The organism is Ramlibacter aurantiacus (assembly GCF_016722895.1).
In the GTDB taxonomy this organism is placed as follows: domain Bacteria; phylum Pseudomonadota; class Gammaproteobacteria; order Burkholderiales; family Burkholderiaceae_C; genus Ramlibacter; species Ramlibacter aurantiacus.
In genome coordinates, this window is sequence record NZ_JAEQNA010000010.1 from 1 (window position 1) to 25,551 (window position 25,551).

A 25,551-nucleotide genomic window follows, 5' to 3' on the forward strand; every position below is an offset into this window, starting at 1 on the left:
GCCCGCGCCCACTTCGCGCAGCTCGCGCGCCTGCTCCAGCACCTGCACCTCGAAACCCCGGCGCATGAGCGCCAGGGCCGCCGTCAGGCCCCCGATTCCCGCACCGATCACCACCACCCGCATATGTTTCCTATTCGTCATCCATGATGCTGCGCGTCACCGCATGAAAGCAGACCCAGCAACCGCGGGCCACCACGGCACCGGCTTTACCGGGCCGCTGGCGGCGCCCCCTCGAGGGGAGGCGCCGAAGGCGCTTCGGGGTGGTCTTTCACTTCAGCGGCTGGCACTGTACGAGCCCGCCCATGGATGCGGAAGCTCAAACTTTCGCTGACTCGATCGGCATTGCTTATGAATGCCGCCAGGGCGGCGCCGGGGCAGAAAATCCCGCTTCCACCACAACCGGATTCCAAGCATGGGTGATCCTTCCCGCCTGCATTTCATCGACGGCCCCGCCTGCCGGCTGGCCGTGCACCAATGGGGCGACCCGGCCGCGCCGGCGGTCGTGATGAACCACTCGATCCTGGCGTCCAGCCGCATGTGGGACGACCAGGCCCGGCTGCTGGCGAGCCGCGGCTACCAGGTGCTGTGCCTGGACACGCGGGGCCATGGCCAGTCGGACGCCGCCGCCCCGCCCTACCGCACCGAGGACCTGGCGGCCGACACGCTGCGGGTGCTCGACGCGTTCGGCGTCGAACGCGCGCACTACGTGGGGCTGTCGCTCGGCGGCATGACCGGCTTCGCACTGGGCATCGAACACGGCGAGCGGCTGCGCAGCCTGTGCATCTGCGATGCCCGTGCCGACACCCCGCCCGCGATGACCGGCATGTGGGACGAGCGCATCACCGCCGCGCAGGCACAAGGCTGCGCCAGCCTGGCCCGGGTGACCCTGGAGCGCTGGTTCGGCCCGGCTTTCATCGCCCGCGCGCCCGAGGTCGTCCGCTCGCTCGAGCAGGCGATCGCGCAAACCCAGGTGGACGGCTTCGTCGGCTGCGCCCGCGCCATCCAGCAGCTGGACCACCTGCGGCGCGTGGGCGAGATCCGCGTGCCCACCACCTTCATCGTGGGTGCCGACGACGGCCCCCTGCCGCAAGCCATGCGCGACTTGCAAGCCCTGGTGCCGGGCGCACGCCTGGAGGTGATCGAGGACGCCGGGCACCTGCCCAACGTGGAGCAGCCAGCCGCGTTCAACGCGGCGCTGGTGCGGCACTTCGAGGCGCTTTGACCGCCCGCCGGCAAGACGCATCTAGATCGGCGGGATGCCACCCCGCGCGTACTGCAGGCGGCGCTGCGCGATGCCGATCCAGCGGATCGCCGCCTGCTCCAGCTGGGCAATGGCCATCAGGTCACACGGCGAGGGGCGGACGCCCTGGCGACGCACGGACGCGGCCTGGACACACTGGGAGGCGCATTGAAGCGCCCAGGTGACGGAGTTCATGAGGAACATTCCAGCGGAGCCGCCGGCGCCGGGGCTTGATGCGCCTCAAGGGCTCCGCACGCCGGGGCACGGGTGTCGCCCCGCCTTGCCCCAGGTCAGGCACGGGTGTCGGCTCGAGCCGGTCCGGACACACCTCGTTCCAATCCATACCACGGCTCAGCTGCTTCTCATCCGGGTTTTCCATGAGGATGCGCGGCATGACCGACTCTCACGAAACTGTCGAGCTCGTGGGGATGCCGATCGCATCCCTGCGCAGCCATGAGCTGCTGGACCTGATCTTCGGCCGCCTGGGCACCGGACGAGGCACCTGGCTCATCACGGCCAACCTGGACTTCCTGCGCCGCTTCGTGACCGATGAGTCATCGCGCGCGCTGTACGCCGGGGCCGATGTGCGGGTGGCGGACGGAATGCCGCTGGTCTGGGCCAGCTGGCTGCGGGGCACGCCGCTGCCCGAACGGGTGGCCGGGGCGTCGCTGGTGTCGCCCTTGTGCCGCCGCGCCGCCCGCGAGCAGCGCAGCGTGTTCCTGCTCGGCGGCGATCCGGAGGCCGCCCGCGCCGCCGCCGAGCGGCTGCGCGCGGAATCTCCTGGCCTGGAGATCGCCGGCCTCATCACGCCACGGGTGGATGCGACGCCGACACCGCTGCAACTGGACAACATCGCCACGCGGCTGCGGGCGGCCCGGCCGGACATCGTGCTGGTGGGCATGGGCTCGCCCAAGCAGGAGCGCGTCATCCAGGCCTTGCGGCACGAGTTGCCGAACGCCTGCTGGATCGGCATCGGCGTCAGCCTGAGCTTCGTGTCGGGGCACCAGCGCCGGGCGCCGGGCTGGATGCAGCAACTGGGGCTGGAATGGCTGCACCGCTTGTTCCAGGAGCCGCAGCGCCTGTTCCGCCGCTACGTGCTGGAAGACCTGCCCTTCGCCCTGCGCCTGTTCGGGCAGTCCGCCATCGAGCGCCTGCGGCTGGCGCCCGCCGGCCGCTGACCCAGCCGCCGTCGGACGCGGCCGGCACGCTCCGGTCAGCGCACCTCGGTCATGGTCCAGGCGACGCCGGTCGAGTTCGTGATGGCAAGTTGCGCGCCCCCTTCGACGGCGTAGGTGCCGCTGAAGGTGGTGCTGTCCTGGCTTTCGCCGATCAGGACGTTCACGACCAGGTTGTTGTCGACCTGCACGATGAAGTTGGAGACCGAGCCTCCGTAGCTTGCCTCGATGCGAAGACGACTCACGCCGGTGGGCAGGTCGAACACCGTGTCGCCCGTGCCGCTGCGGGTGAAGACGGCATCGGTCAAGCCCCCGTCGGTGCCGCCGCCACCGGAGGAACCGCTGGCATGTTCGGCGCAATAGGCGGGGCTGCCCAGGCACTGGCCGGGGTTGCCGCCGCCGCCGCCGCAGGCGGACAGCACGACGGCAAGGGCGACGAGGACGGCGAAATTTCTCATGCGATGACGGCAGCAAAACCACGAAAAGGTGGACTTTAAAGCAGTCTTTCACCGATGGACGCGGATCGGCCGCCACTGACAAGGCATCAATACCGTCCTACAGCCAGGCTGCTGCGGAACCCCTACCGTGGTCTCCCGATCGTTTCAATTTCTGGTGCCATGTCGGACGCGCATGTTTGCAATCCATTTGATTACCTGATCGACCCGCAAGCGGTGCTCGAACTCGCCCGACGCCCCGGCCGCCTGCAACGCCTGGTCTCGCACGTATATCGGCCGCTGGAGCGGCCATCGCAGCGCCGCGCGGACCGGTTCACCGGCGCCACGTCGGGCGGCCCGTCCACCGATCCCACGCCAGCCGGCCGACGCCGCGGCGACACCTGAGCGGTTCACCCCGGGCCGGGGCGGCGGCGGCGGTACGGGTGCAGGCAGAATGCCGGCGAGCCCTGCCCAGACACGCCCCTACCCATGATCTTCCTGACCGGTGGCGCCGGATTCATCGGCGCCAATTTCGTGCTCGAGTGGTTCCGCGACCACGACGAGCCATTGCTGAACCTGGACAAGCTCACCTATGCCGGCAACCTCGAGACCCTCTCCAGCCTGCAAGGCGACGCGCGGCACCTGTTCGTGCGCGGCGACATCGCCGACGGCGAGCTGGTGGAGCAGCTGCTGGCGCGGCACCGGCCGCGCGCGGTGCTGAACTTCGCGGCCGAATCGCACGTGGACCGCTCCATCCACGGGCCGGGCGAATTCATCCAGACCAACGTGGTGGGCACCTTCCGGCTGCTGGACGCCACGCGCCGCTATTGGGAAGGCCTCGCGCCCGCTGAAAAGGGCGCCTTCCGGTTCCTGCACGTGTCGACCGACGAGGTGTACGGATCGCTGGGCGAACACGACGCCGCGTTCACCGAGTCGCACGGCTACGCGCCCAACAGCCCGTATTCGGCCAGCAAGGCCGGCAGCGACCACCTGGTGCGGGCCTGGCACCACACCTATGGCCTGCCGGTGCTCACCACCCACTGCTCCAACAACTACGGGCCGTTCCAGTTCCCCGAAAAGCTCGTTCCGCTGATGGTCGTCAACGCCCTCGCGGGCATGCCGCTGCCCGTCTACGGCGATGGCCTGAACGTGCGCGACTGGCTGTACGTGCACGACCACTGCAGCGCCGTGCGCCGCGTGCTCGAAGCCGGCGTGCCGGGCCAGACCTACAACATCGGCGGCTGGAACGAGAAGCCCAATATCGAGATCGTGCACACCATCTGCCGCCTGCTCGACGAACTGCGGCCGCGCGCCGGTGGCGGGTCTTACCTGGAGCAGCTCGCGTACGTGCAGGACCGCCGGGGCCATGACCGGCGCTACGCCATCGACGCCGGCCGCATCGAGCGCGAACTGGGCTGGCGGCCCGCGGAAACCTTCGAGAGCGGGATCCGCAAGACGGTGCAGTGGTACCTGGACCACCCCGACTGGGTGGCCCATGTGCAAAGCGGCGAGTACCGGCAGTGGGTGGCCCTGCAGTACGGGGGGGCCGCGTGAAGATCCTCCTGCTCGGCGCCTCCGGCCAGGTCGGCTGGGAGCTGCAGCGCAGCCTGGCCCCCTTGGGCGAGCTCGTGATGCCCGCCCGGACCGCACCCGGCAACCCGGTGGCCGACCTGGAACGGCCGGATACGCTGCTTCCCCTCGTCCGCCAGGTCGGCCCGCAAGTGATCGTGAACGCCGCGGCCTACACCGCGGTGGACCGGGCCGAGTCCGACGCCGAGGCCGCGCATCGGGTGAACGCCCTCGCACCCGGCGAGCTGGCCCGCGCCGCACGCGAATGCGGCGCCCTGCTGGTGCACTACTCCACCGACTACGTGTTCGACGGCAGCGGCAGCCGGCCGTGGCGCGAAACCGATGCGACCGGCCCGCTCAATGCCTATGGCCGTACCAAGCTCGACGGCGAACGGCGCATCGCCGCCGAGTGGGACCGCCACCTGATCCTGCGCACCAGCTGGGTCTATGGCACGCGCGGCGGCAACTTCATGAAGACGATGCTGCGGCTGGCCGCCGAGCGCGAGCGGCTGCGCGTGGTGGACGACCAGGTCGGCGCGCCGACCGGCGCCGACCTGCTGGCCGACCTCACCGCGCACGCGATCCGCGCCACCCTGGCCGACCCCGCCAGGGCCGGCCTGTACCACGCCGCCGCGGCCGGCGAGACCAGCTGGAACGGCTACGCGCGCCTGGTGCTGGACGCGGCCCTCGGCCTGGGCCTGGCGCTGCGCGCCCGGCCCGACGGCGTGGAGCCGGTGACCAGCGACGCCTTTCCGACGCCGGCGCGCCGGCCCCTCAACTCGCGCCTGGACACGAGCCGCCTGCGCGATGCCTTCGACCTGGCGCCGCCACCCTGGCAACACGGCGTGCTGCGCGCCTTGGCGGAACTGGTCCCACCCGAGTCCTCACCTGCATGACATCACGCAAAGGCATCATCCTGGCCGGCGGCTCCGGCACGCGGCTGCACCCGGCGACCCTCGCCATCAGCAAGCAGCTGCTGCCGGTGTACGACAAGCCGATGGTCTATTACCCGCTGACCACTCTGATGCTCGCGGGCATCCGCGACATCCTCGTGATCAGCACGCCGCAGGACACACCACGCTTCCAGCAGCTGCTGGGAGACGGCTCGCAGTGGGGGCTGCATATCGCCTACGCGGTGCAGCCCCGGCCCGAGGGACTGGCGCAGGCCTTCCTGATCGGCGCCGATTTCGTCGGCGGCTCGCCCAGCGCGCTGGTGCTGGGCGACAACATCTTCTACGGCCACGACCTGGCCACGCGGCTGGACGAGGCCGACGCGCAACCCGAGGGCGCGACCGTGTTCGCCTATCACGTGCAGGATCCGCAGCGCTATGGCGTGGTGGCCTTCGATGCGAACGGGCGCGCCACCAGCATCGAGGAGAAGCCGGCACGGCCGCGCAGCTCGTACGCGGTGACGGGCCTGTATTTCTACGACCGCCAGGTGGTGGACATCGCCCGCGACATCCGGCCCAGCGCCCGGGGCGAGCTGGAGATCACGGCGGTGAACCAGGCGTATCTCGATCGCGGCCAGCTGTCGGTGCGCATCATGCAGCGCGGCTATGCCTGGCTGGACACCGGCACGCACGACAGCCTGCTGCAGGCCAGCCAGTTCATCGCCACGCTGGAACACCGGCAGGGGCTGAAGATCGCCTGTCCCGAGGAGATCGCCTGGCGCGCCGGCCTCATCTCCGACGACGACCTGGAGCGCCTGGCCGCGCCCATGGTGCAGAACGGCTACGGGCAATACCTGCTGCGGGTGCTGGCCGAGAAAGGGCCGGCGGCATGAAGGTCACGCCCACCGCCCTGCCCGAGGTGCTGCTGATCGAGCCGCGCGTGTTCAGCGACGACCGCGGCTTCTTCTTCGAAAGCTACAACGCCCGCGCCTTCGCCGAAGCCACCGGCATCACGGCCGCGTTCGTGCAGGACAACCATTCACGCTCGACGCGTGACGTGCTGCGCGGCATCCATTTCCAGGTGCAGCAGCCGCAGGGCAAGCTGGTGCGGGTGGTGGCGGGCGCGGTGTTCGACGTGGCCGTCGACCTGCGCCGCGGCTCGCCCCGGTTCGGCCGCTGGGTGGGCGTGGAGCTGTCCGCCGACGACCACCGCCAGCTCTGGATCCCGCCGGGCTTCGGCCACGGGTTCCTGGTGACCTCCGGGTGCGCCGAGGTGCTTTACAAGACCACCGACTACTACGCGCCGCAGCACGAGCGCTGCATCGCCTGGGACGATCCCGACATCGGCATCGAGTGGCCCCTGCAGGGGCGCTCGCCCATCCTCTCGCCCAAGGACCAGGCGGGGCTCGCGCTGGGGGACGCGCCATGAACGCTCCCCGTTCACCCCGGTGGGGCCAGCTGCTGCTGGGCCTGGCGCTGATCGCGGTGGGCCTGTTGCTGCCGTCGGTGCTGCCTGCCGGGAGCATGGACAAGTCGCTGCTGGCGTACGCCCAGGGCGGACTGGCCGGCATGGGGCTGCTACTGGTGCTGCGGTGGCTGCGGGACCGCATCCAGCGCTGAAGCGTTTCTCAGGCCTTGCGCGCCTCGCCCCACACGTTGAACCCCACCCACTTCGGCCGCGTGATGTAGCCCGCCTGCAGCTGCGAGGCGAAGCCCGCCTGCGCCAGCAGGCGCGGCACGTCGCGCGTCAGGTGGCAGCCGCCCGCCACCCGCGACCAGGCGGGCTCCAGCCGCGCCTGCCAGCGCGCCACCGCCGCGTCGGGCGCCAGGCCGTGTTCGGCCAGCAGCAGGCGACCGTCGGGGCGCAGCACCCGGTGCATCTCGGCCAGGGCAGCGGCGGGATCGGGGATGCTGCACAGGGTCCAGGTGCACACCACGGTGTCGAACGAGTCGCTGGCGAAGGGCATGGCCTCGGCCGAGCCGGGGCGAAGCTCCAGCGGCAGGCCCGCGGCCCGGTTGCGCCGCAGCGCCTTGGCCTGCAGCTGGCCCGCCGGGTCCACCCCGACCAGGGCGTGGACCTGCCGGCGTTCGTACAGCGGCAGGTTCAGCCCGGTCCCGATGCCGACCTCCAGCACCCGTCCGCGTGCGCCAGGCACCAGCAGTTGCCGCTTGTCGGCGAAGGGCGCCAGCCCGCAGCCGATGTCCAGCAGGTGCGGCAGGACGAGGCGCTCGTACCAGTTGGGGGAGGCGGTCATGTGGAACTCCGGGAAACGCCGGGCAGCGCGTCTTCCAAATAGCGGTCGCGCCGGGCCAGGCCAGGAAAGAGCCGGGTCCAACCGGCCACGATGAGCAGCGTGGCGCCGCCACCCAGCACCACCGAACCCACGGGGCCGAGCAGGGCCGCCGTGGCACCGGACTCGAACTCACCGAGCTGGTTGCTGGCGCCAATGAACATGGAGTTGACGGCCCCCACCCGGCCGCGCATGTCCGGCGGGGTCTCGGACTGCACCAGCGTCTGGCGTACCACCACGCTCACCATGTCGGCGCCACCGGACAGCGCGAGCGCCACCATCGAAAGGGCGAACGAGGTGGAGACGCCGAACACCAGCATGCACAAGCCGTAGGCCGCGACCGACCACAGCAGCAGCGCGCCGACCCGGGTGCGGACGGGAAAGCGCGTGAGCAGCAGGGCCACCACGAGCGCCCCCACCGCCGGGGCCGCCCGCAGCGCGCCCAGTCCGGAGGCGCCGACGTGCAGGATGTCCTTGGCATAGATCGGCAGCAGCGCGGTGGCGCCGCCGAACAGCACGGCCATCAGGTCCAGCGACACCGCACCCAGCAGCACCTGGCGCCGCCAGACGAAGCGCAGGCCCGCCAGCATCTCTTGCCAGTCGGGCCGCGCGTGGCCGGGGCCGCGGTCGTCGGACAGGCGCAGGACGGCGGCGATGGCGCCCGCCAGCATCAGCACCGCGGCGGCGTACACCGTGATGCCCGTCTGCAGGAACAGCAGCCCCGCGGCGGCGGGCCCGCCGATCACCGCCACCTGGTTTCCCGAGGAGCTCATGGCCATGGCCCGCGCCAGCAGGTGGGGCGGCACCAGGCTGGGCACCAGCGCCTGCTGGGCCGGCATCTGGAAGGTGCGGGCGGCACCCAGGAGCAGCGACACGCCGAACAGCAGCTCGCGGCTGACCAGGCCGCGGCCGCTGGCGACCAGCAGCACGGCCGCCGCCAGGAGCTGGATGAACTGGGCCCCTGCGATCAGCCGGGCCCGGTGGTGCCGGTCGGCCAGGTGCCCGGCCGGCAGGGTGAAGCACAGCACCGGCAGGAACTGCAGCAAGCCCACCAGCCCGAGGTCCCAGGCGCTGTTCGTGAGGTTGTACATCTGCCAGGCGGCCGCCACCATGGTCATCTGGGTGGCGGCGCCGGCCAGCACGCGGGCGCACCACAGGCGCAGGAACTCGCGCTGCCTGAGCAGGCTGGAAAAGTCGTCGTCGGAATGGGGCACCGGCGGGGATGTTAGGGCCTGTTCACCACCGGCCACGGGCGCGCGCGCGGGTGCAAGAATCGTCCGCCCGACTGGAAAGGACCCTGCGTTGGCTGACCCGCACCCGCTCATCTGCCTGCCGATCAGCCTTACGGCCGAGTCGCCCGACCGCCTGCTGTCGCAGGAGTGGCTGGTCGGCAATGGGCTGGGCGGCTTCGCCAGCGGCACGCTGCCCGGCGTCAACACCCGGCGCTACCACGGCCTGCTGGTCGCTGCCTTGCCGGCGCCACTGGGGCGCGCGGTGATGCTGGCCCACGTCGGCGAGCGCCTGTGGCTGTCGGACGGGCGTTGCGTGGACCTGTGCGGCGAGGAAACCGCGGGACGCGCGCCGGTGCTGCCCGACGCGCTGTTCGAGTTCCGGCTGGAGCTGGGCCTGCCGGTCTGGCGCTACCGGTGCGGCGACACCGTGCTGGACAAGCGGGTGCTGCTGCCGCACGGACAGAACAGCGTGCACATCCACTACGAGCTGGTCGCGGGGCCAGGCGCCCGGCTGGAGCTGGAGCCACGGCTGCACCTGCGCGCGCTGGAAGCGCCGGTGGCCGCCGAACCGGGCGACTACCTGCTGCAGGTGCAGGGCGAGCGGGCGGAGGTGCACCCCGCCGCGGGCGACGCCTTCCCGCCGCTGCGGCTGCGGGTGCTGGGGCGGCCGGCTCACCTGGTGCTCGACGGCGGGCGCGTGATCCCGCAGCACTTGCGCCTGGAGGCGGCGCGCGGCTATCCGGCGCAGGGCGCCCTCTGGAGCCCCGGCCGGTTCGGCGTGACGCTGGGTACGCAGCAGGCCTGCGCCCTGGTGGCGTCGACCGAATCCTGGGAGACGCTGCAGGCGCAGCCGCCCGGCGAGGCGCTGCAGGTCGAGCGGGAGCGGCGCGAGCGCCTCCTGGCGCAGGCCGATCCGCGTGCCCGCCACGGCCTGGCGGCCGACCTGGTGCTGGCGGCGGACGCCTTCATCGTCGCGCCGTCGGGCCGGCAGGCCGATGCGGCGCGGGCGCAGGCCGAGGGCGAGCAGGCCCGCACCGTGATCGCCGGCTATCACTGGTTCACCGACTGGGGCCGCGACACCATGATCAGCCTGGAGGGGCTGGCGCTGGCCACCGGCCGCCATGCCGAGGCCGCCTGGGTGCTGCGCACCTTCGCCCATCACGTGAAGGACGGCCTGATCCCCAACCTGTTTCCGGACGGCGCCAACGAGGGGCTCTATCACACGGCCGATGCCACCCTGTGGTTCTTCCATGCCATCGACCGCTACCTGGCGGCCAGCGGTGACCGGTCGCTGCTGGAGCGCACGCTGCCCGTGCTGCGCGACATCGTGCGGCACCACCTGCGCGGCACCCGCTTCGGCATCGGCGTCGATCCGGCCGACGGCCTGCTGACCCAGGGGGCGCCCGGCTACCAGCTGACCTGGATGGACGCCAAGGTGGACGGCTGGGTGGTGACGCCGCGGCGCGGCAAGGCCGTGGAGCTCAATGCGCTGCTGCACAACGCGCTGCGCCTGATGCAGCAGTGGCTGGAGCAGGCCGGCGACGGCGGGGGGGCGCAGGAGATGGAGCACCACGCCACGCGGCTGTGCACGTCGTTCAACCAGCGCTTCTGGAACCCGGCCACCGGCGGCCTGTTCGACGTGGTCGACGGCGAGCAGGGCGACGACCCGGCGATCCGGCCCAACATGTTGCTGGCCATCGCCCTGCCCCATCCGGTGCTGGAGCCCTCGCGCTGGGCGTCGGTCATGGCCGTGGCCCGGCGCGAATTGCTCACGCCGGTCGGGCTGCGTTCACTGGCACCCGCCCATCCCGCCTACCAGGCGCGCTACGACGGCGACCTGCGCGCCCGCGACGCCGCCTACCACCAGGGCACCGTCTGGGGCTGGCTGGCCGGCCCCTTCGCCGACGCCTGGCTCAAGGCGCACCCGCAAGACCCGGCACCCGTGCAGCACCTCCTGCGCGGCTTCGAGCAGCACCTGCGCCAGGAAGCCGGCATCGGCTTCATCAGCGAAATCTTCGACGCCGAGGCCCCCTACACCGCCCGCGGCTGCATCGCCCAGGCCTGGAGCGTCGCCGAAGCGCTGCGCCTGGCGCTGCGTTTCGCAAAGGCAGAAGCCTGACGCAAGCGCGGAAAATCACAGGCGACCGCGCAGCGGTACGCCGTTCCAGTGCCACCGCGGAACCGGCTTTGCCGGGCCGCTGGTGGCGCCCCCCTGGGGGGGAGGCGGCCGCCAGGCCGCTTCGGGGGGGGTCAATGCACCTGTGGCTGGAACGCCCGCATCAGGCCCTCCAGGTCGACGATGCGGATGTGCCGCTTGTCCACCTCCAGCAGGCGCTGCTGCTGGAAGGCCGAGAAGGTGCGGCTCACGGTTTCGAGCTTCATGCCCAGGTAGCTGCCGATTTCGGCGCGGGACATGCGCAGGTGGAATTCGCTGGGCGAGTAGCCGCGCGCCTTCATGCGCTGCGACAGGTTGATCAGGAAGGCGGCCACGCGCTCTTCGGCGTTCATGCTGCCCAGCAGCATCATCAGGCTGTGTTCGCGCACGATCTCGCGCGACATCAGCCGGGCCATGACCAGCTGCATCTCGCTGCTGCCGGTGGCGAGCTCGTTCAGGTGCACGTAGGGAATGGCGCAGACCTCGGCGTCTTCCAGCGCGGTGGCGGTGCTGGCGTGGCGGCCGTTGGCCAGGCCGTCCAGGCCCATCAGTTCGCCGGCCATGTGGAAGCCCGAGACCTGCTCGCGTCCGTCGGAGAGCATCAGGCTGGACTTGAAGGTGCCGGAGCGCACCGCGTGCACGTACTGGAAACGGTCCCCGCCCCTGTAGAGCTCCTCGCCTGCCTTGACCTTGCGGCGGCCGAAGCCCAGGCCATCCAGGCGGGCCACCTCGGGCAGGCCCAGCCCGCAGGGCAGGCACAGGTCGCGCAGGTGGCAGGACGAGCACTGGGTCTTGAGCGCGGCGGCTCCGGCAGCAGGTCGGTCCGAGGGCGCGGCGGCAGCGTCACGGGCAAGACGGACGAGGGCGGTGGGGGCTTGGACGTTCATGGCGTGGGGCTCTGGAAGGGAAATTCAGTGGGCTTGCAGGTGTCCGGCGTTGCCGGCCTGGGCGATGGCGACGGGCAGGCTCTCGAGTTCGCTGCTCTTGTCGAGGAAACCGGCCGCGCCTTCGCCGAGATAGCGCTTGCGGTAGGCAGGGCCGGCGTTGTTGCTGAAGACGACGAAGGCGATGTCGGGAGCGGCCTGGCGCACCGCGCGCAGCACCTGCAGGCCGGTGCCGCCTTCGAGCTGCACGTCGAGCACCACCACCTGCGGATGGGCGGCCAGGATGCCGGCTATGCAGGCCTGCGGCGTGGCGGCTTCGCCCACCACCTGCATCTGGTGGCCGCCCAGCAGCGTCGCCAGCCGGGAGCGGATCAGGCTCGAGTCGTCGGCCAGGAAGACTCGGAGGGAGGGGTTCGGGACCATGGGCATGACTGTGCCCGCCAGCCCTTGCTGCGCCCATCGGCGGCGGCTGAATCGGGGGCTCGGAATCGTCCGGAACCGCAACGGGGATCGGCCTAGAAAGGCTCAGACGATTCCTAGACGCCTAAGGATCGGCAGGCGGCCATGAAGTCTTAGGACCGCATTTGTTACCGCTTGTCAGTGCGGCTGAGCCGCCTGTCGGACGGCTGAGCCTGGGTTCGGCTGACGGCCTATGGTCGAGCCTGACAACTCGTCAGCAGACCGCAAGGATTTCAGAGGCCACCCATGAACTTCCCGCGCCGCCCCAGCCGCGGCTTCACCCTCATCGAGCTGCTGATCACCGTGGCGGTGGTGGCCATCCTGGTGTCGGTGGCCTATCCGTCGTACACCGCCCACGTGCTGAAGTCCCGGCGCGCCGAGGCCCAGCAGGTGCTGATGGACGCGGCCAGCCGGCAGCAGCAGTGGCTGCTGGATACCCGGCGGTACGCGACCGAGGCCGAGCTGAAGGCCGGCACGGGCGGCCTGAACATCCCCAACTCGGTGGCGGCCAACTACACGCTCGTGTTCGACGCGCCGGTGCCGGCGGCCGGCGTGGCGCCCACCTTCACGATCACCGCCACGCCGCAGGGCGCGCAGGACCGCGACACCTGCAAGCCGCTGACCATCGCGAACACCGGCGTGAAGACGCCGGCCACCTGCTGGTGAGGCCATGACCAAGCGGTCCATTTCCCGCTCCCAGGGCTTCACGCTGATCGAACTGCTCACGGTGGTCGCGCTGCTGGCGCTGCTGGCGGCGCTGGCCGCGCCGGCCATGCAACGCCTGCTGGCGGCGCAGCGGCTGCGCTCCGTGTCGTACGACCTGGTGTCCGACCTCACCCTGGCCCGCAGCGAAGCCCTCAAGCGAGGCGCGCAGGTGCGCATCGCGCCGCCGGCGGCCAACGCCTGGTCGCAGGGCTGGTCCATCACCCTGGTCAGCGACGGCACCGCCTTCGGCCAGCGCAAGTCGCTGGAGGGCGTCACGGTCACCAAGGCACCCGCCAACCTCACCTTCGACATCGACGGACGCACCGCGGCCGCGACGTCCTTCGGGTTCAGCGACGGCCATGGCCGCTATCGCTGCATCACGCTCGACCCCTCCGGCCGCCCCAAGTCCAGCACCACGGCATGCCCATGAACCATCCCACCCGACACACGCAACGCGGCGGGGCCCTGATGGAGGCCCTGATCGCCATGCTGATCATCGCCTTCGGCGCGTTGGGCTTCGTCGGCCTGCAGGCGCGCACCGCGGTGCTCAACCTCGAGGGCTACCAGCGCGCCCAGGCACTGCAGTTGCTCAAGGACATGGAACAGCGCATGTTGATCAACCGGGCCCAGGCAGCCTCGTACGTGGCCGCCGAAATCCCGGCCAAGGACAACGAGGACTGCACGGTCAAGCCCACGGTCGCCGAACGCGACCGCTGCGAATGGGCCGCCCTGATCGCCGGTGCGGCCGAGAAGTCGGGCACCACGAGCGTGGGCGCCGTCACCTACGCCTTCGGCTGCATCACCAGCCTGGCGCCGCTGCAGCCGAACACCTACCAGATCTCCCTGGTCTGGCAGGGCGTGCAGAAGAGCGCCGAATCGAACGTGGACTGCGCCAAGGACAAGTTCCCGGCCGGCTCCGAGGCGCTGCGGCGCGGTGTCAGCACGGTGGTGCGCTTCGGGACGCTGCTATGAGCGCCGTCGCCGGATCCATGCGCCACCAGCGCGGGCTGAGCCTGGTGGAGGTGATGGTCGGACTGACCATCGGGATGATCCTGGTGGCCGGCCTGGCCCTGATGTTCGGCAACGCCAGCCGCTCGTCCAACGAGCTGGAGCGCAGCGTGCGCCACATCGAGAACGGCCGCTACGCGATGGAGTGGCTGGGGCAGGACCTGGCCATGGCCGGGTTCTACGGCACCCTGCCCGCGACCGCGCGCGAGGCACCCGCCTCGCCGTGCCTGACCATGGCGCAGCTGACGGCGGCACTGGTGACCATGAGCGGCAAGGCCACGCCGACGCTGCCCTTCCCGGTGCAGGGCCTGACCTCGCAGGAGGCCCAGGCACTGCCGGCCTGCCTGCCCAACCACCGGATCGGCACGCCGGCGCTGGTGCTGCGGCGGCTGGACCCGCCGGCGGTGGCGGCGGCGGCGGCGACGGCCGGCACGCTGTACCTGCAGGCGTCGCACTACGTGCCCGACAACACCGACACCTACGTGGCGTCGACCAGCACGGCCAGCTTCACCCTGCGCGACCGCAGCGCCAACACCAACACCGTGCGGCGCTTCCTCTCGCGCATCTACTACATCGCCAATTGCAGCGACTGCTCGGGCACGGGCGACGGCATCCCCACGCTCACGCTGTCCGAGCTCACCCCCACCGGCTTCCGCATCACCCCGATTGCCGAGGGCATCGAGCAGATCGGCTTCGACTACGGGTTCGACACGGCCGGCAACGACGGTGCCCCCGACGAGTGGTACGGCCTGAACGCGGACGCGGACGGCACCCACGTGGCCGCGGCGGCGGCCAAGAACTGGACGCACGTCATGGCGGTGCGCGTGAGCCTGGTCTCGCGGGCGCTGGAGCCTTCGCTGGGCTACTCCGAAGCACGCAAGTACGCCGCCGGCCTGAAGGGCACCGCCCTCTACGAGTTCCAGCCCGCGGCCGCCATCCAGAACTTCAAGCGCCGCGCCTACGCCGGCACCTTCCGCCTGCAGACGCCGGCCGGACTGCGGGAGAAGCCATGACCCGACCCCCTCTCATGAAGCACCAATCCGGCGCCACGCTGGTCGTCGCGCTGATCTTCCTGATCCTGCTGAGCCTCTTCGCGATCAACGCGTTCAACAGCTCGAGCACCAACCTGCGGGTGGTGGGCAACTCGCAGGTGCGCCAGGAGGCGGTGGCCGCGGCCCAGGTGGCGATCGAGCAGACGATCAGCTCGACCCTGTTCGCCGAGGAGCCGATCACCGTGGCCAACACGCCGGTGGTGGTGAAGCTCGACGGCACGGACAACAGCCAGGTCACCGTGGCCATGGCCCAGCCTGCCTGCTACCGCTATCGCAACATCCGCAACGGCGAGCTGAACCCCGACAACGAAGACGACCGGGCCTGCATGACGTCCAGCTCGGTGACCAACCCGGGCATTCCCATCGGTTCGCCCCAATGGCAGGCCGACACCTCGCTGTGCGCCAACACCGAATGGGACCTGCGCGCCACGGTGACCGACACCCGCACGGGGGCCAGCGTGGCCATTCAACAGGGGGTGGGCGTGCGGGTGCTCGAAGGCAACGCGGCCGACAACTGCAAGTGAGGCTTCTTCCATGCTCCGACTGATCAAACAAAGCTCCTGGGTGTTCGCCGCGCTGTTCACGGCGCTGGCGTCTGCCCCTGCCTCTTCGCAGTGGGCCAGCGACATCGACATCTACAGCCTGCCGCCGCAGGTGAAGGAGCGGCCCAACGTGCTGCTGGTGTGGGACAACTCGGCCAACTGGAGCAGCACGGTCCAGACCGGCATCGGCAACCGGACCAAGTTCCAGCTGGAACAGAGCACGATTTCCAAGTCCATCGACAACCTGGACGCCACGCGCTTTCGCATCGGCCTGATGCTGGCCGGCGAGGAGAGCAGCAGCAGCAGCGGCGGCTACGTGCGCGCGGCCATCCGCGATCTCGACGCCACGGATTCGAGCGGCACGACCTACAAGAAGCGGCTGTCCAACCTGCTGGGGGCGCTCGACGAGACCGGCGACAAGGGCAGCGCAGCGAAGGTGGGCATGGCCATGGCCGAGGCCTACACCTACTACGCCGGCCTCACCGCCCTGCGCGGCTCCATCGAGAAAAAGCGCGACTACAGCGGCAACGCCTACGCCGACAACAAGTACCCCGCCACGCGCACGGCGTCGCACGCCGTGTACGGATTTCCGAGCACGACGAGCAGCCGGCACGCATTCGGCAGCTCCGGGTCCACGCAGTACCAGAGCCCCCTGTCGGCAAACAGCTGCGCGCGCAACTACATCATCTTCATCAGCAACGGCCCGCCTTCCAGCGGCGAGGACTCGGATGCGAAGGCGGCGCTCGACGCGGCCTATGCCCACCCGACCCGGGGGATGGCCAAGCCCAAGGACTATCCCATCACCGGCCTGACACCGTCCAACCAGGAATCGAACTGGGGCGACGAGTGGGCGCGCTTCATGAAGATGACGCCCCAGGCCATCACCACCTTCACCATCGACGTCAATCCCGACACCAACGTACAGGGCAGGGCCTGGTCGGCGGCCCTGAGCAGCATGGCGGGCCAGAGCGGCGGGGAGTACTTCAAGGTGGACGCCTCGGTGGACGACGGCAAGCAGCTGGCCATCGCGCTGTCGACCATCTTCAACCAGATCCAGTCGGTGGACAGCGTGTTCGCCTCGGCCAGCCTGCCGGTGAGCGTGAACTCGCGTGGCACCTACCTGAACCAGGTGTTCATCGGCATGTTCCGGCCCGACGGCCTGGCCCGCCCGCGCTGGAACGGCAACCTGAAGCAGTACCAGTTCGGCTACAACGACCTCACCAACACCTTGAGCCTGGTGGACGCCAACAAGGCCGAGGCGATCGGGGACAGCGGTTTCATCTCCCGCACGGCCACCTCGTTCTGGACGACCTCCAGCGACTTCTGGAAGAACCAGCCGGCCTACCTCAACATCTCGCCGTCGGATGCGCCGGACGGCTTCGCCGTCGAGAAGGGCGGTGCCGCCCAGCGCCTGCGCGAGGACTTCTCGTCGGACACGCTGCGCGCGCAGCGGAACGTGCTGACCTGCGTCGGCTGCGCCCCGGGGACGGTGCTGGGATCGAGCAGCGCCACGCGATTCGATACCTCCAACCTCGGACTGACGCTCAGCTCGTTCGGCATGAGCCTGCTGGCCAGCGTGACCGAAAAGAACGCACTCATCGAGTGGGTTCGTGGCAAGGACAACTACCTCGTCAACGGCACCAGTCCCGAGTACGGGCCTGGCAGCCCCACCACCGTGCGCCCCAGCATCCATGGCGACGTGCTGCATTCGAGGCCAGCGGTGGTGAACTACGGCGGCACCACGGGCGTCGTGGTGTTCTATGGCGCCAATGACGGCACGCTGCGTGCCGTGGACGGGTCGCAGGACCACGTCAACGATGGCGGCGGCAAGGAACTCTGGAGCTTCATCCCGCAGGAGAAGTTCGGGCACCTGAACCGCCTGCGCACCAACTCGCCCGACATCCGGCTGTCCACCACCTCGATGCCGACCGACCCCAACGCGACGGCGCCCACCCCGCGCGATTACTTCTTCGACGGCCCCATCACGGTCTACCAGAAGTACAACAGCAACGGCGACACCGAGCAGGTCATCATCTACGCCGGCATGCGCCGGGGCGGCCGCCAGCTCTACGCCTTCGACGTCACCACGCCGACCGCACCCAAGTTCCTGTTCAAGGTGACCGACAGCGGATCTTTCGCCGAGTTGGGCCAGACCTGGTCGGAAGCCCGTCCGGCGCGGCTGAAGGGCTACACCGAAGCCGCTTGGGCGGCGCTGAAGGGCCAGTCGGGAGGCAGCGATGCGGTTCGCCCGGTGCTGATCATGGGCGGCGGCTACGACGCACCCGCCGAGGACGCCGCCACGCCCGGCACCGTCACCATGGGCAACTACATCTATGTCATCGACGCCCTGGACGGCACCTACATCGCCAAGCTCCCGACCACCCGCAGCGTGCCAGGGGACGTGACCCTGATCGACGCCGACAACGACGGCTATGTGGACCGCGCCTATGCGGCCGACACCGGCGGGAACGTCTACCGGCTGTACTTCGAGTCGAGCGCGGGCAACGACCGCACCAGGTGGGGCATCTTCCCCATCGCCCAACTGGGCGACACGACCAACCCGCGCAAGTTCTTCTACGCACCCGACGTGGTGATGAGCAAGGGCAAGGCGATCGTGCTGGTCGGCTCCGGAGACCGCGAGAAGCCACTGCAGACCACCGGCAGCGATCGCTTCTTCACGCTGTTCGACAACAACACGGTCAAGGGTGCGCCCAGCCCCCTGCCGACCACGGTCAAACCCAGCGACCTGGGTGTGGTGGGCACCGACACGGCCAACGCGCCGGCAGGCTGCTACATCTCGCTGGCCACCGGCGAGAAGGTGGTGAACGCAGCGACCACCGCCGGCGGCATGACCTACTTCGGCACCAACCAGCCTTCCAGCGCCAGCGGCAGTACCTGCAATGGCAGCCTGGGGGTGGCCAAGGCCTACGCGGCGCCGCTGTACTGCAAGGCGTTCGACTCGATGGAGTTCCTGGGCGGCGGCCTGCCACCCAGTCCGGTCAGCGGACTGGTGACGGTGACCTACACCTCGCAGCGCGGCGACACGGCGGGCCAGCAGTTCACCCGCACCGTGCCCTTCATCATCGGCGCGCCCAATCCCAAGCGTTCGGCGATCGAGGGCGGCAAGCTCAACCCGCCGATCAAGCCCACGCGCTCGCGGAAGTACTGGTTCCAGGAGCGCTCACGCTGAGCGGTTCCGACGCACGCGCTGCAAAGGTCGCTGGCAGTCCCTGGCCAGCGGCCCACCGCTACTGCCGCGCCGTGCGCACATGGGCCGGCAACGCCCCCGGATGGCTGGTGCGAAACGGATTGATGTCCAGCCCGCCGCGCCGCGTGTAGCGCGCATACACGGAGAGCTTGACCGGCCGGCAGCGCGTGCGGATGTCCATGAAGATGCGCTCGACGCACTGCTCGTGGAATTCGTGGTGGTTGCGAAAGCTCACCAGGTAGCGCAGCAGCTGGCCCTGGTCGATCTGCGGGCCGCTGTAGCGGATCTGCACGCTGCCCCAGTCGGGCTGGCCGGTGACCAGGCAATTGCTCTTGAGCAGGTTGCTCACCAGCACCTCTTGCACCGGCTGCTCGTCGAACGCGGCGGTGAGCAACTCAGGCGCGGGGGTGTAGTGGCTGCACTCGATGTCCAGGCGGTCCAGGTTCACGCCCTCCAGCTCCCGCACCTGCTCACGCTCGAAGCTGTCGGGCAACAGCAGGCGCACGCCGACCGAGGACGATGAAGGCGCGCCGCGCCAGACGGCTTCGCTCACGTCGGCGCGGATGCGCTCGCGCACCTCGTCGGCCGACGCGAAGGCCATGTGGCCGAAGCTGTTGAGGTAGAGCTTGAACGACTTGCTCTCGACGATGTGCGGCGTCTCGCAAGGGATGGTGATGTGCGCGAGCGCCACCTGCGGCTTGCCGCGAGGGGTGAGCCAGGACAGCTCGAACGCGGTCCAGAGGTCGGCGCCGAAGAAGGGCAGCCGGCCTTCGGCCAGGCCGAGCTCGGCGCGCTTGGTGGCGCGCGGCAGGGGGTACAGCAGCGATGGGTCGTAGCGGTCCACCTGCGGGGCCGGCTTGCCCAGCAGGGACTGCTCGGGGGAATGGTTCATGGCAGGGCGGGCGCGCACAGGCGCCAATGGGTCATTCGAACCTTCTCTCGCGCAGCCACTTGGTGGCGATCCACTTTTCACCGGCGATCACCGGCGCCCCGCCGTGCAGGGTGCGCGTGGACGGGTGCGGCCGCTCGTAGCTGAAGAACACGGCATGCCCGCGCTTGGGAGCCACCTCCAGCTGCACGTCGGGAAAGGTGGTGCCGCCGCCCTTCTCGGGCTCGGACAGGTACATGACGATGGTGGCCACCCGCTGCCCTCCCCGCTTGAGGATGGTGGGCGTGCCGGGCTCGACGGGGTCGAAGTAGTCGTAGTGCGGCTTGTATTCGGCGCCCGGGCGGTACTGCAGGATCTGCAGGCCCTCGCCGTTTTCGACCGGCCAGTTGACCAGGCGCGCCAGCCTCGCCTCGATGCGCGTGACCAGCGGGTTTTCGCCGCGCTGGAAGAACATGCCGTTGCTGGTGCGGTCGTCGTTGACTTCCTCGCCGCCGGTCTTGGTGGCCACGGTGAGCGAGCGGGCCAGGCGCGGCCGGGCCAGCCCGATCAGCTCGTCGCACTCCTCGTCGGACAGCAGGTCGCCGAAGACCACCACGCGCGGGTTGTTCATGGTCTGCAGCACGGTCACGCGCCGGTCGCCCGCGTCGAGGTAGAGCGGCGACTCCGCCACGCCCGGCTCGGGCACGGCCACCGCGGGCGGCAAGCCGTTGGCCGCGGCCTGCTGTTCGAGGTGGCCGCGCAGCGTGCTCTCCATCGCCTCGATGGCGACGTCCTCGTTCCAGCCGGACGCCTTCATGGCCTTCAGGACGGCCTCGGCCGGCTGGCCGGCCTGGGCCTGGGCGATGATCCAGGTGCGCAGCTCGGGGGTGATGTGCTGGGTGGTGGCAGTCATGCTCAATCTGTCTCCAATCTTCTGCGGAACACCAGGCGGTCCGGGTCGGACGCGGCCGCGTCGAACCCGTACCCGTCGAGGTCGAAGCCTTCGAGCTGGCGCGGCGTGAGCACGCGGTGCCGGATGGCGTAGCGGGCCATGAGACCCCGCGCCTTCTTGGCGAAGAAGCTGATGATCTTGTACTGGCCCGACTTCCAGTCCTCGAAGACGCACTCGATCACTCGGGCTTTGAGCACCTTGCGGTCCACCGCCTTGAAGTACTCCTGCGAGGCGAGGTTCACCACCACCGGCGTCTTGTCCGCGGCCAGCTGCTGGTTGAGGCACTGCGCGATCTGCGGCCCCCAGAACTGGTAGAGATTGGAAGCGCCATCGACGGCGAGCGTGGTGCCCATCTCCAGCCGATAGGGTTGCATCCAGTCGAGCGGCCGCAGCACGCCGTAGAGACCGCTGAGGATGGCCACGTGCTGCTGGGCCCACTCGAGGTCGGCCAAGGCCAGGCTGCGTGCGGCCAGGCCGTCGTACACGTCACCGTTGAAGGCCAGCACCGCCTGGCGCGAGTTGCGTGCCGAGAAGCGAGGGGACCAAGCCTCGTAGCGGGCCGCGTTCAGGGCCGCGAGGCTGTCGCTCAGGCTCATCAGCGAGGCGATCTCCGGCGGGCTCTTGCGACGCAGCACGCCGATCAGCTGTTCGGAGCGCGGCGTGAAGCGCGGGAGCGTATGGGGCAGTTCGGAAGGAACAGGTGTTTCGTAATCCAGCGACTTGGCCGGCGACAGCAGGAACAGCATGCCGCGATTATCGAAGCTTCCTCAGCGGCGCCAGCCACCGGCCATCAGCCACTGCAGGGTGGCCATGACCCCCACGAGGGCCGCATAGGTGGCCATCTTGCCGTCGCGCCCGAAGACCCATAGGCCGCCCAGCAGCACCACCACGCCGACCGCGAAGCCGATGCCCGCCTGCACCCACCAGCGCATGGCGCGCACGGGCTGCAACCTCAGCAGCCAGCGCGAGGCCGTGGGCATGAGCAGGGCCAGGGCCAGGGCGGGGGCGACAAAGCCCGACAGATGCAGGAGCAGGTCGAGAAAACCCATGTCTTGGGGGTTCGTGCGGCAGCGCCGCCTTGGGGGGAGATGCGAATTTTATAATTCAGCCATGGCAGTCTGGGCCCTCGGCATCAACCACACGACCGCGCCGCTCGATCTGCGCGGTCGTTTCGCGTTCGCCATCGACCAGATCGCCCCCACCCTGCTGGCGCTGCGCGATTGCCTGCAGCAGCGCGCAGGCGAGCAGGCCGAGGCCGCCATCCTGTCCACCTGCAACCGCACCGAGATCTACTGCGCCGCCCACGGCCAGGTGCTGGAACCCACGGTGGAGTGGCTTGCGCAGTCGGGCGGCGTGTCGCCGGCGCTGCTGCGATCGCATGCCTATGTGCTGCAAGATGCCGGCGCGGCACGGCACGCTTTCCGGGTGGCCAGCGGCCTCGACTCGATGGTGCTGGGCGAGGCGCAGATCCTGGGCCAGCTGAAGGACGCGGTGCGCGTGGCCGACGAAGCAGGCGCCCTGGGCTCCACGCTCAACCAGTTGTTCCAGCGCTCTTTCGCGGTGGCCAAGGAGGTGCGCACCGCCACCGAGATCGGCGCGCATTCGATCAGCATGTCGGCCGCGGCGGTGCGGCTGGCTGGCCAGCTCTTCGAAGACCTGAGCCGCATTCGCGTGCTGTTCGTGGGCGCTGGCGAGATGATCGAACTGGCGGCCACCCACTTCGCCGCGCGCAACCCGCAGTCGATCGCCATCGCCAATCGCACGCTCGAGCGGGGCGAGAAACTGGCTTCGCGTTTCGGCGGCGAGGTGATGCGCCTGGCCGACCTGCCGGGCCGGCTGCACGAGTTCGATGCGGTGATCAGCTCGACCGCTTCGCAGCTGCCCATCATCGGCCTGGGCGCGGTGGAGCGGGCGCTCAAGTTGCGCCGGCACCGGCCCATGTTCATGGTCGACCTGGCGGTGCCTCGCGACATCGAACCCGAGGTGAAAGCGCTCGAAGACGTGTACCTCTACACGGTCGACGACCTGGCGCATGTGGTGCAGACCGGCCAGGCGCACCGGCAAGCCGCGGTGGAACAGGCCGAGGCGATCGTCGATGCCGGCGTGCAGAGCTTCCTGCACTGGATGGACCAGCGCCAGAGCGTGCCCCTGATCCGCCAACTGCATGCGCAGACCGACGAGTGGCGCGCCGTCGAACTGGCCCGCGCCCGCCGGGCGCTGGCCCGCGGGGAGGACGTCGACGCCGTGATGGAGGCGCTCTCGCGCGGGCTGACGCAGAAGATGCTGCACGGCCCCTTGGCCGAACTGCACGCGGGCAACGCCGAGGCCCGTGAGCGCGCGGGCAACGCCATCCAGCATTTCTTCCTGCGCAAGGAGCGTTAGCGGCGCTCGCCGCTTCGCTGCGCCGTGCGGCCGGGGCCGTTCGGCACCCGCGCCGACGCTCGGCGCTTGCTCCGGTCAACGGCCTTCGGCCAGCTCCAACGCCATGAAACCCTTCCTCCGCCAGCAACTCGAGCGCTACCCCGTCCGCCTGCAGGAGCTCGACTTTTTCCTGCAGCAGCCGGAGATGGCCCAGGACATGGAGCGCCTGCGTGACCTCACCCGCGAACACGCGGAGGTGAGCGAGGTCGCCCAGTTGTTCGAGCAGTACCGCCGTCGCGAGGCCGACCTGGCCGAGGCGCGCGAGTTGCTGGCGGACCCGGACATGGCCGACATGGCGCGCGACGAGGTCGCGACCCTCGAGTCCGAGCTGCCCGCGCTCGAGGACCGCTTGCAACAGTTGCTGCTGCCGCGCGACCCCGACGACGTGCGCAACGCCTTCCTGGAGATCCGAGCCGGCACGGGCGGCGACGAGTCGGCCCTCTTCGCCGGCGACCTGCTGCGCATGTACACCCGCTACGCCGAGCGCCAGGGCTGGCGTTGCGAACTGGTGAGCCAGAGCGATGGCGAGGTGGGCGGGTTCAAGGAGGTGGTGGTGCGCGTGGTGGGCGACGGCGCCTACGGGCGGCTGAAGTTCGAGTCGGGCGGCCACCGGGTGCAGCGGGTGCCAGCCACGGAGACGCAGGGGCGCATCCACACCAGCGCCTGCACGGTGGCCGCACTGGCCGAACCGGACGAGGCGCAGGCGGTGCAGATCAATCCGGCGGACCTGCGCATCGACACCTTCCGCGCCTCGGGCGCCGGCGGCCAGCACATCAACAAGACCGACTCGGCCGTGCGCGTGACCCACCTGCCCACCGGCATCGTGGCCGAGTGCCAGGACGACCGCTCGCAGCACCGCAACAAGGCCAAGGCGCTGCAGGTGCTGGCGGCCCGCATCCAGGAGGCCGAGCGGGCCGAACGAGCGGCGCGCGAGGCAGCGACGCGGAAGGGGCTGATCGGCAGTGGCGACCGCAGCGACCGCATCCGCACCTACAACTTCCCGCAGGGCCGCGTGACGGACCACCGCATCAACCTCACCTTGTACAAGCTGGGCGCGGTGATGGAAGGTGAGCTGGACGAGTTGGTGGAGGGCCTGCTGCTGGCACGCAAGGCCGAGCAACTGGCCGAGCTGGAGGCGCGCGCTTGATCGAGGGCCTGGCCACCGTGGCGGGGCTGCTGCGTGAAGCTGCCACACGCGGGGTGGATCGGCTGGACGCGCAACTGCTGCTGCTGCGGGCGCTCGGGCGTGACCCGCAGGATCGCGCGTGGCTGATCGCGCACGATGGCGACCCGGTGGCGGCGCCGGCGCACGCCGCGTTCGAGGCGCTGTGCGCGCGACGATCGCGGGGCGAGCCCGCGGCCTACCTCCTGGGCCGCAAGGAGTTCTTCGGCTTGCCGCTGCAGGTGGACGCTCGCGTGCTGGTGCCGCGGCCCGATACGGAGACGCTGGTCGAGTGGAGCCTGGAGGTGCTGTCCGGATGGGCGGCCCCGCGCGTGATCGACCTGGGCACCGGCAGTGGCGCGATCGCGCTGGCCATCAAGCACCGGCGGCCGGACGCGTGGGTGCAGGCGGTGGACCGAAGTGCCGAGGCGGTCGAGGTCGCAAGCGGCAACGCGGCACGGCTGGGCCTCGAGGTCCGGGTCGCCCAGGCGGACTGGCTCGAGGGCGCAGGAAGCGACTGGCAGCTGGTGGTGAGCAACCCGCCGTACGTGGAAGACGAGGATCCGCATCTGGCCGCGCTGGCCCACGAACCGCTCCAGGCCCTGGTCTCCGGTCCCGACGGGCTGCGCGACATCCGCGGCATCGTCGCGGCCGCGCCGGAGCACCTGGCGCGCGGCGGCTGGCTGCTGCTGGAGCACGGCTGGAACCAGGCCGAAGCGGTGCGGGAACTGCTGCGCGCGCGCGGGTTCACGCAGGTGACGAGCCGGCGCGACCTGGCCGGCATCGAACGCTGCAGCGGCGGACAGTGGAATGCCTGAAGACCGATAATCCCCGGTTCGCCGCAGCGCGCGCCCGAGCCATTGAGGATCACGTATGAACGACACCCAGCAACGCATCGACCAACTCGTGAAGAACAGCGAAGTCCTGCTGTTCATGAAGGGCAATGCCAGCTTCCCGATGTGCGGCTTCTCCGGCCGAGCCATCCAGATCCTCAAGGCCTGCGGCGTCGACCCGCGCAATGTCACCACCGTGAACGTGCTGGAAGACGATGCCATCCGGCAAGGCATCAAGGAATACAGCAGCTGGCCCACCATTCCCCAGCTGTACGTGCGCGGCGAGTTCATCGGCGGCTCGGACATCATGATGGAGATGTACGAGAGCGGCGAACTCCACCAGGTGCTGAAAGCACCGGGCACCCCGTAGCCCAAGAGCCGGCCGGGCGCCGCGCGAGACCACTGCACCGCGACCGGCCCTTCCAGGCCCACCGCGGAACCGGCTTTGCCGGGCCACGGGTGGCCCCCTTC

At 70.1% G+C, this 25,551-nt stretch carries 30 protein-coding genes; 19 read left to right on the forward strand and 11 right to left on the reverse strand.

What is annotated here, in order from left to right; all coding sequences use genetic code 11:
- A partial coding sequence (locus JI739_RS20915; protein WP_435531633.1) for an FAD-dependent oxidoreductase occupies window positions 1–141 on the reverse strand: 141 nt, incomplete at its 3' end.
- Window positions 142–412: 271 nt separating this feature from the next.
- Between JI739_RS20915 and JI739_RS20920 the strand changes: the two genes are divergently transcribed.
- Window positions 413–1,222, forward strand: coding sequence for an alpha/beta fold hydrolase (locus JI739_RS20920; RefSeq protein WP_201685955.1), 810 nt, complete (start codon window positions 413–415; stop codon window positions 1,220–1,222).
- A gap of 21 nt (window positions 1,223–1,243) precedes the next feature.
- On the opposite strand, the gene JI739_RS20925 is transcribed toward JI739_RS20920, so the two are convergent.
- A complete protein-coding gene (locus JI739_RS20925) occupies window positions 1,244–1,435 on the reverse strand; it encodes a hypothetical protein (protein WP_201685956.1) in 192 nt (63 codons plus the stop codon).
- A 197-nt stretch (window positions 1,436–1,632) separates the two neighbouring features.
- Between JI739_RS20925 and JI739_RS20930 the strand changes: the two genes are divergently transcribed.
- Window positions 1,633–2,418, forward strand: coding sequence for a WecB/TagA/CpsF family glycosyltransferase (locus tag JI739_RS20930; RefSeq protein WP_201685957.1), 786 nt, complete (start codon window positions 1,633–1,635; stop codon window positions 2,416–2,418).
- 35 nt (window positions 2,419–2,453) lie between these two features.
- Here JI739_RS20930 and JI739_RS20935 read toward each other — a convergent pair whose 3' ends face one another.
- Window positions 2,454–2,873: a hypothetical protein gene (locus JI739_RS20935; RefSeq protein ID WP_201685958.1), complete on the reverse strand. Its 420-nt coding sequence runs from the start codon at window positions 2,871–2,873 to the stop codon at window positions 2,454–2,456.
- A gap of 159 nt (window positions 2,874–3,032) precedes the next feature.
- Between JI739_RS20935 and JI739_RS20940 the strand changes: the two genes are divergently transcribed.
- The 6 genes from JI739_RS20940 (at window position 3,033) to JI739_RS20965 (ending at window position 6,928) form a co-directional block, all read left to right on the forward strand.
- A complete protein-coding gene (locus tag JI739_RS20940; RefSeq protein WP_201685959.1) occupies window positions 3,033–3,254 on the forward strand; it encodes a hypothetical protein in 222 nt (73 codons plus the stop codon).
- 84 nt (window positions 3,255–3,338) lie between these two features.
- Window positions 3,339–4,403 (forward strand): dTDP-glucose 4,6-dehydratase, encoded by a 1,065-nt coding sequence (gene rfbB / locus JI739_RS20945; protein ID WP_201685960.1) that lies wholly within the window; start codon window positions 3,339–3,341, stop codon window positions 4,401–4,403.
- A complete protein-coding gene (rfbD, locus tag JI739_RS20950) occupies window positions 4,400–5,314 on the forward strand; it encodes a dTDP-4-dehydrorhamnose reductase (RefSeq protein ID WP_201685961.1) in 915 nt (304 codons plus the stop codon). The genes rfbB and rfbD overlap by 4 nt, the downstream gene beginning before the upstream one ends.
- The gene (rfbA, locus tag JI739_RS20955; RefSeq protein WP_201685962.1) at window positions 5,311–6,201 is read left to right on the forward strand and encodes a glucose-1-phosphate thymidylyltransferase RfbA; all 891 of its coding nucleotides are present in this window, start codon (window positions 5,311–5,313) and stop codon (window positions 6,199–6,201) included. Before rfbD ends, rfbA begins: the two co-directional genes overlap by 4 nt.
- A complete protein-coding gene (rfbC, locus tag JI739_RS20960; protein WP_201685963.1) occupies window positions 6,198–6,737 on the forward strand; it encodes a dTDP-4-dehydrorhamnose 3,5-epimerase in 540 nt (179 codons plus the stop codon). Before rfbA ends, rfbC begins: the two co-directional genes overlap by 4 nt.
- The gene (locus tag JI739_RS20965) at window positions 6,734–6,928 is read left to right on the forward strand and encodes a hypothetical protein (RefSeq protein ID WP_201685964.1); all 195 of its coding nucleotides are present in this window, start codon (window positions 6,734–6,736) and stop codon (window positions 6,926–6,928) included. Before rfbC ends, JI739_RS20965 begins: the two co-directional genes overlap by 4 nt.
- Window positions 6,929–6,936: 8 nt before the next feature.
- Here JI739_RS20965 and JI739_RS20970 read toward each other — a convergent pair whose 3' ends face one another.
- Together JI739_RS20970 and JI739_RS20975 are read right to left on the reverse strand one after the other, a co-directional pair.
- Window positions 6,937–7,563, reverse strand: a complete 627-nt coding sequence (locus JI739_RS20970) for a class I SAM-dependent methyltransferase (RefSeq protein WP_201685965.1) — start codon at window positions 7,561–7,563, stop codon at window positions 6,937–6,939.
- The gene (locus tag JI739_RS20975; protein WP_354003777.1) at window positions 7,560–8,813 is read right to left on the reverse strand and encodes an MFS transporter; all 1,254 of its coding nucleotides are present in this window, start codon (window positions 8,811–8,813) and stop codon (window positions 7,560–7,562) included. Before JI739_RS20975 ends, JI739_RS20970 begins: the two co-directional genes overlap by 4 nt.
- Before the next feature lie 88 nt (window positions 8,814–8,901).
- Here JI739_RS20975 and JI739_RS20980 point away from each other — a divergent pair, with 88 nt between their 5' ends.
- Window positions 8,902–10,950, forward strand: a complete 2,049-nt coding sequence (locus JI739_RS20980; protein WP_201685967.1) for an amylo-alpha-1,6-glucosidase — start codon at window positions 8,902–8,904, stop codon at window positions 10,948–10,950.
- Window positions 10,951–11,081: 131 nt separating this feature from the next.
- Here the strand turns inward: JI739_RS20980 and JI739_RS20985 are convergent, their stop codons facing one another.
- Complete coding sequence (locus JI739_RS20985; RefSeq protein WP_201685968.1) at window positions 11,082–11,873, reverse strand: helix-turn-helix domain-containing protein; 792 nt, start codon at window positions 11,871–11,873, stop codon at window positions 11,082–11,084.
- A 24-nt stretch (window positions 11,874–11,897) separates the two neighbouring features.
- Window positions 11,898–12,293, reverse strand: coding sequence for a response regulator (locus tag JI739_RS20990; protein ID WP_236589943.1), 396 nt, complete (start codon window positions 12,291–12,293; stop codon window positions 11,898–11,900).
- Between the two features lie 282 nt (window positions 12,294–12,575).
- Here JI739_RS20990 and JI739_RS20995 point away from each other — a divergent pair, with 282 nt between their 5' ends.
- The 6 genes from JI739_RS20995 to JI739_RS21020 are packed head-to-tail and all read left to right on the forward strand — an operon-like array spanning window position 12,576 to window position 18,826.
- The gene (locus JI739_RS20995) at window positions 12,576–12,995 is read left to right on the forward strand and encodes a type IV pilin protein (protein ID WP_201685970.1); all 420 of its coding nucleotides are present in this window, start codon (window positions 12,576–12,578) and stop codon (window positions 12,993–12,995) included.
- Window positions 12,996–12,999: 4 nt separating this feature from the next.
- Entirely contained in the window at window positions 13,000–13,464 is a 465-nt protein-coding gene (locus tag JI739_RS21000) for a GspH/FimT family pseudopilin (protein WP_236589944.1), read from the forward strand.
- Window positions 13,461–14,006 (forward strand): type IV pilus modification PilV family protein, encoded by a 546-nt coding sequence (locus JI739_RS21005; protein ID WP_201685971.1) that lies wholly within the window; start codon window positions 13,461–13,463, stop codon window positions 14,004–14,006. The genes JI739_RS21000 and JI739_RS21005 overlap by 4 nt, the downstream gene beginning before the upstream one ends.
- Window positions 14,003–15,055: a PilW family protein gene (locus tag JI739_RS21010; protein WP_201685972.1), complete on the forward strand. Its 1,053-nt coding sequence runs from the start codon at window positions 14,003–14,005 to the stop codon at window positions 15,053–15,055. Before JI739_RS21005 ends, JI739_RS21010 begins: the two co-directional genes overlap by 4 nt.
- Window positions 15,052–15,618, forward strand: a complete 567-nt coding sequence (locus JI739_RS21015; RefSeq protein ID WP_201685973.1) for a PilX N-terminal domain-containing pilus assembly protein — start codon at window positions 15,052–15,054, stop codon at window positions 15,616–15,618. Before JI739_RS21010 ends, JI739_RS21015 begins: the two co-directional genes overlap by 4 nt.
- A 10-nt stretch (window positions 15,619–15,628) precedes the next feature.
- Window positions 15,629–18,826, forward strand: coding sequence for a pilus assembly protein (locus JI739_RS21020; protein ID WP_201685974.1), 3,198 nt, complete (start codon window positions 15,629–15,631; stop codon window positions 18,824–18,826).
- A 58-nt stretch (window positions 18,827–18,884) separates the two neighbouring features.
- Here JI739_RS21020 and queF read toward each other — a convergent pair whose 3' ends face one another.
- Genes queF through JI739_RS21040 form a run of 4 tightly spaced genes read right to left on the reverse strand, consistent with a single transcriptional unit; the run spans window position 18,885 to window position 21,713 of the window.
- On the reverse strand, window positions 18,885–19,736 hold the full coding sequence (queF, locus tag JI739_RS21025; protein ID WP_201685975.1) for an NADPH-dependent 7-cyano-7-deazaguanine reductase QueF: 852 nt from the start codon (window positions 19,734–19,736) through the stop codon (window positions 18,885–18,887).
- Window positions 19,737–19,767: 31 nt separating this feature from the next.
- A complete protein-coding gene (locus JI739_RS21030; protein WP_201685976.1) occupies window positions 19,768–20,625 on the reverse strand; it encodes a 2OG-Fe(II) oxygenase in 858 nt (285 codons plus the stop codon).
- Window positions 20,626–20,627: 2 nt separating this feature from the next.
- The gene (yaaA, locus tag JI739_RS21035; protein ID WP_201685977.1) at window positions 20,628–21,410 is read right to left on the reverse strand and encodes a peroxide stress protein YaaA; all 783 of its coding nucleotides are present in this window, start codon (window positions 21,408–21,410) and stop codon (window positions 20,628–20,630) included.
- Between the two features lie 21 nt (window positions 21,411–21,431).
- The gene (locus JI739_RS21040; protein WP_201685978.1) at window positions 21,432–21,713 is read right to left on the reverse strand and encodes a hypothetical protein; all 282 of its coding nucleotides are present in this window, start codon (window positions 21,711–21,713) and stop codon (window positions 21,432–21,434) included.
- 61 nt (window positions 21,714–21,774) lie between these two features.
- Here JI739_RS21040 and hemA point away from each other — a divergent pair, with 61 nt between their 5' ends.
- The 4 genes from hemA to grxD all read left to right on the forward strand — a co-directional run bounded on the left by hemA (window position 21,775) and on the right by grxD (window position 25,450).
- Entirely contained in the window at window positions 21,775–23,046 is a 1,272-nt protein-coding gene (hemA, locus tag JI739_RS21045; RefSeq protein WP_201685979.1) for a glutamyl-tRNA reductase, read from the forward strand.
- Window positions 23,047–23,149: 103 nt separating this feature from the next.
- Entirely contained in the window at window positions 23,150–24,232 is a 1,083-nt protein-coding gene (prfA, locus tag JI739_RS21050; RefSeq protein ID WP_201685980.1) for a peptide chain release factor 1, read from the forward strand.
- A complete protein-coding gene (prmC, locus tag JI739_RS21055; protein ID WP_201686124.1) occupies window positions 24,232–25,065 on the forward strand; it encodes a peptide chain release factor N(5)-glutamine methyltransferase in 834 nt (277 codons plus the stop codon). Before prfA ends, prmC begins: the two co-directional genes overlap by 1 nt.
- A gap of 55 nt (window positions 25,066–25,120) precedes the next feature.
- A complete protein-coding gene (gene grxD / locus JI739_RS21060; RefSeq protein ID WP_201685981.1) occupies window positions 25,121–25,450 on the forward strand; it encodes a Grx4 family monothiol glutaredoxin in 330 nt (109 codons plus the stop codon).
- The last annotated feature ends 101 nt before the right edge of the window (window positions 25,451–25,551 follow it).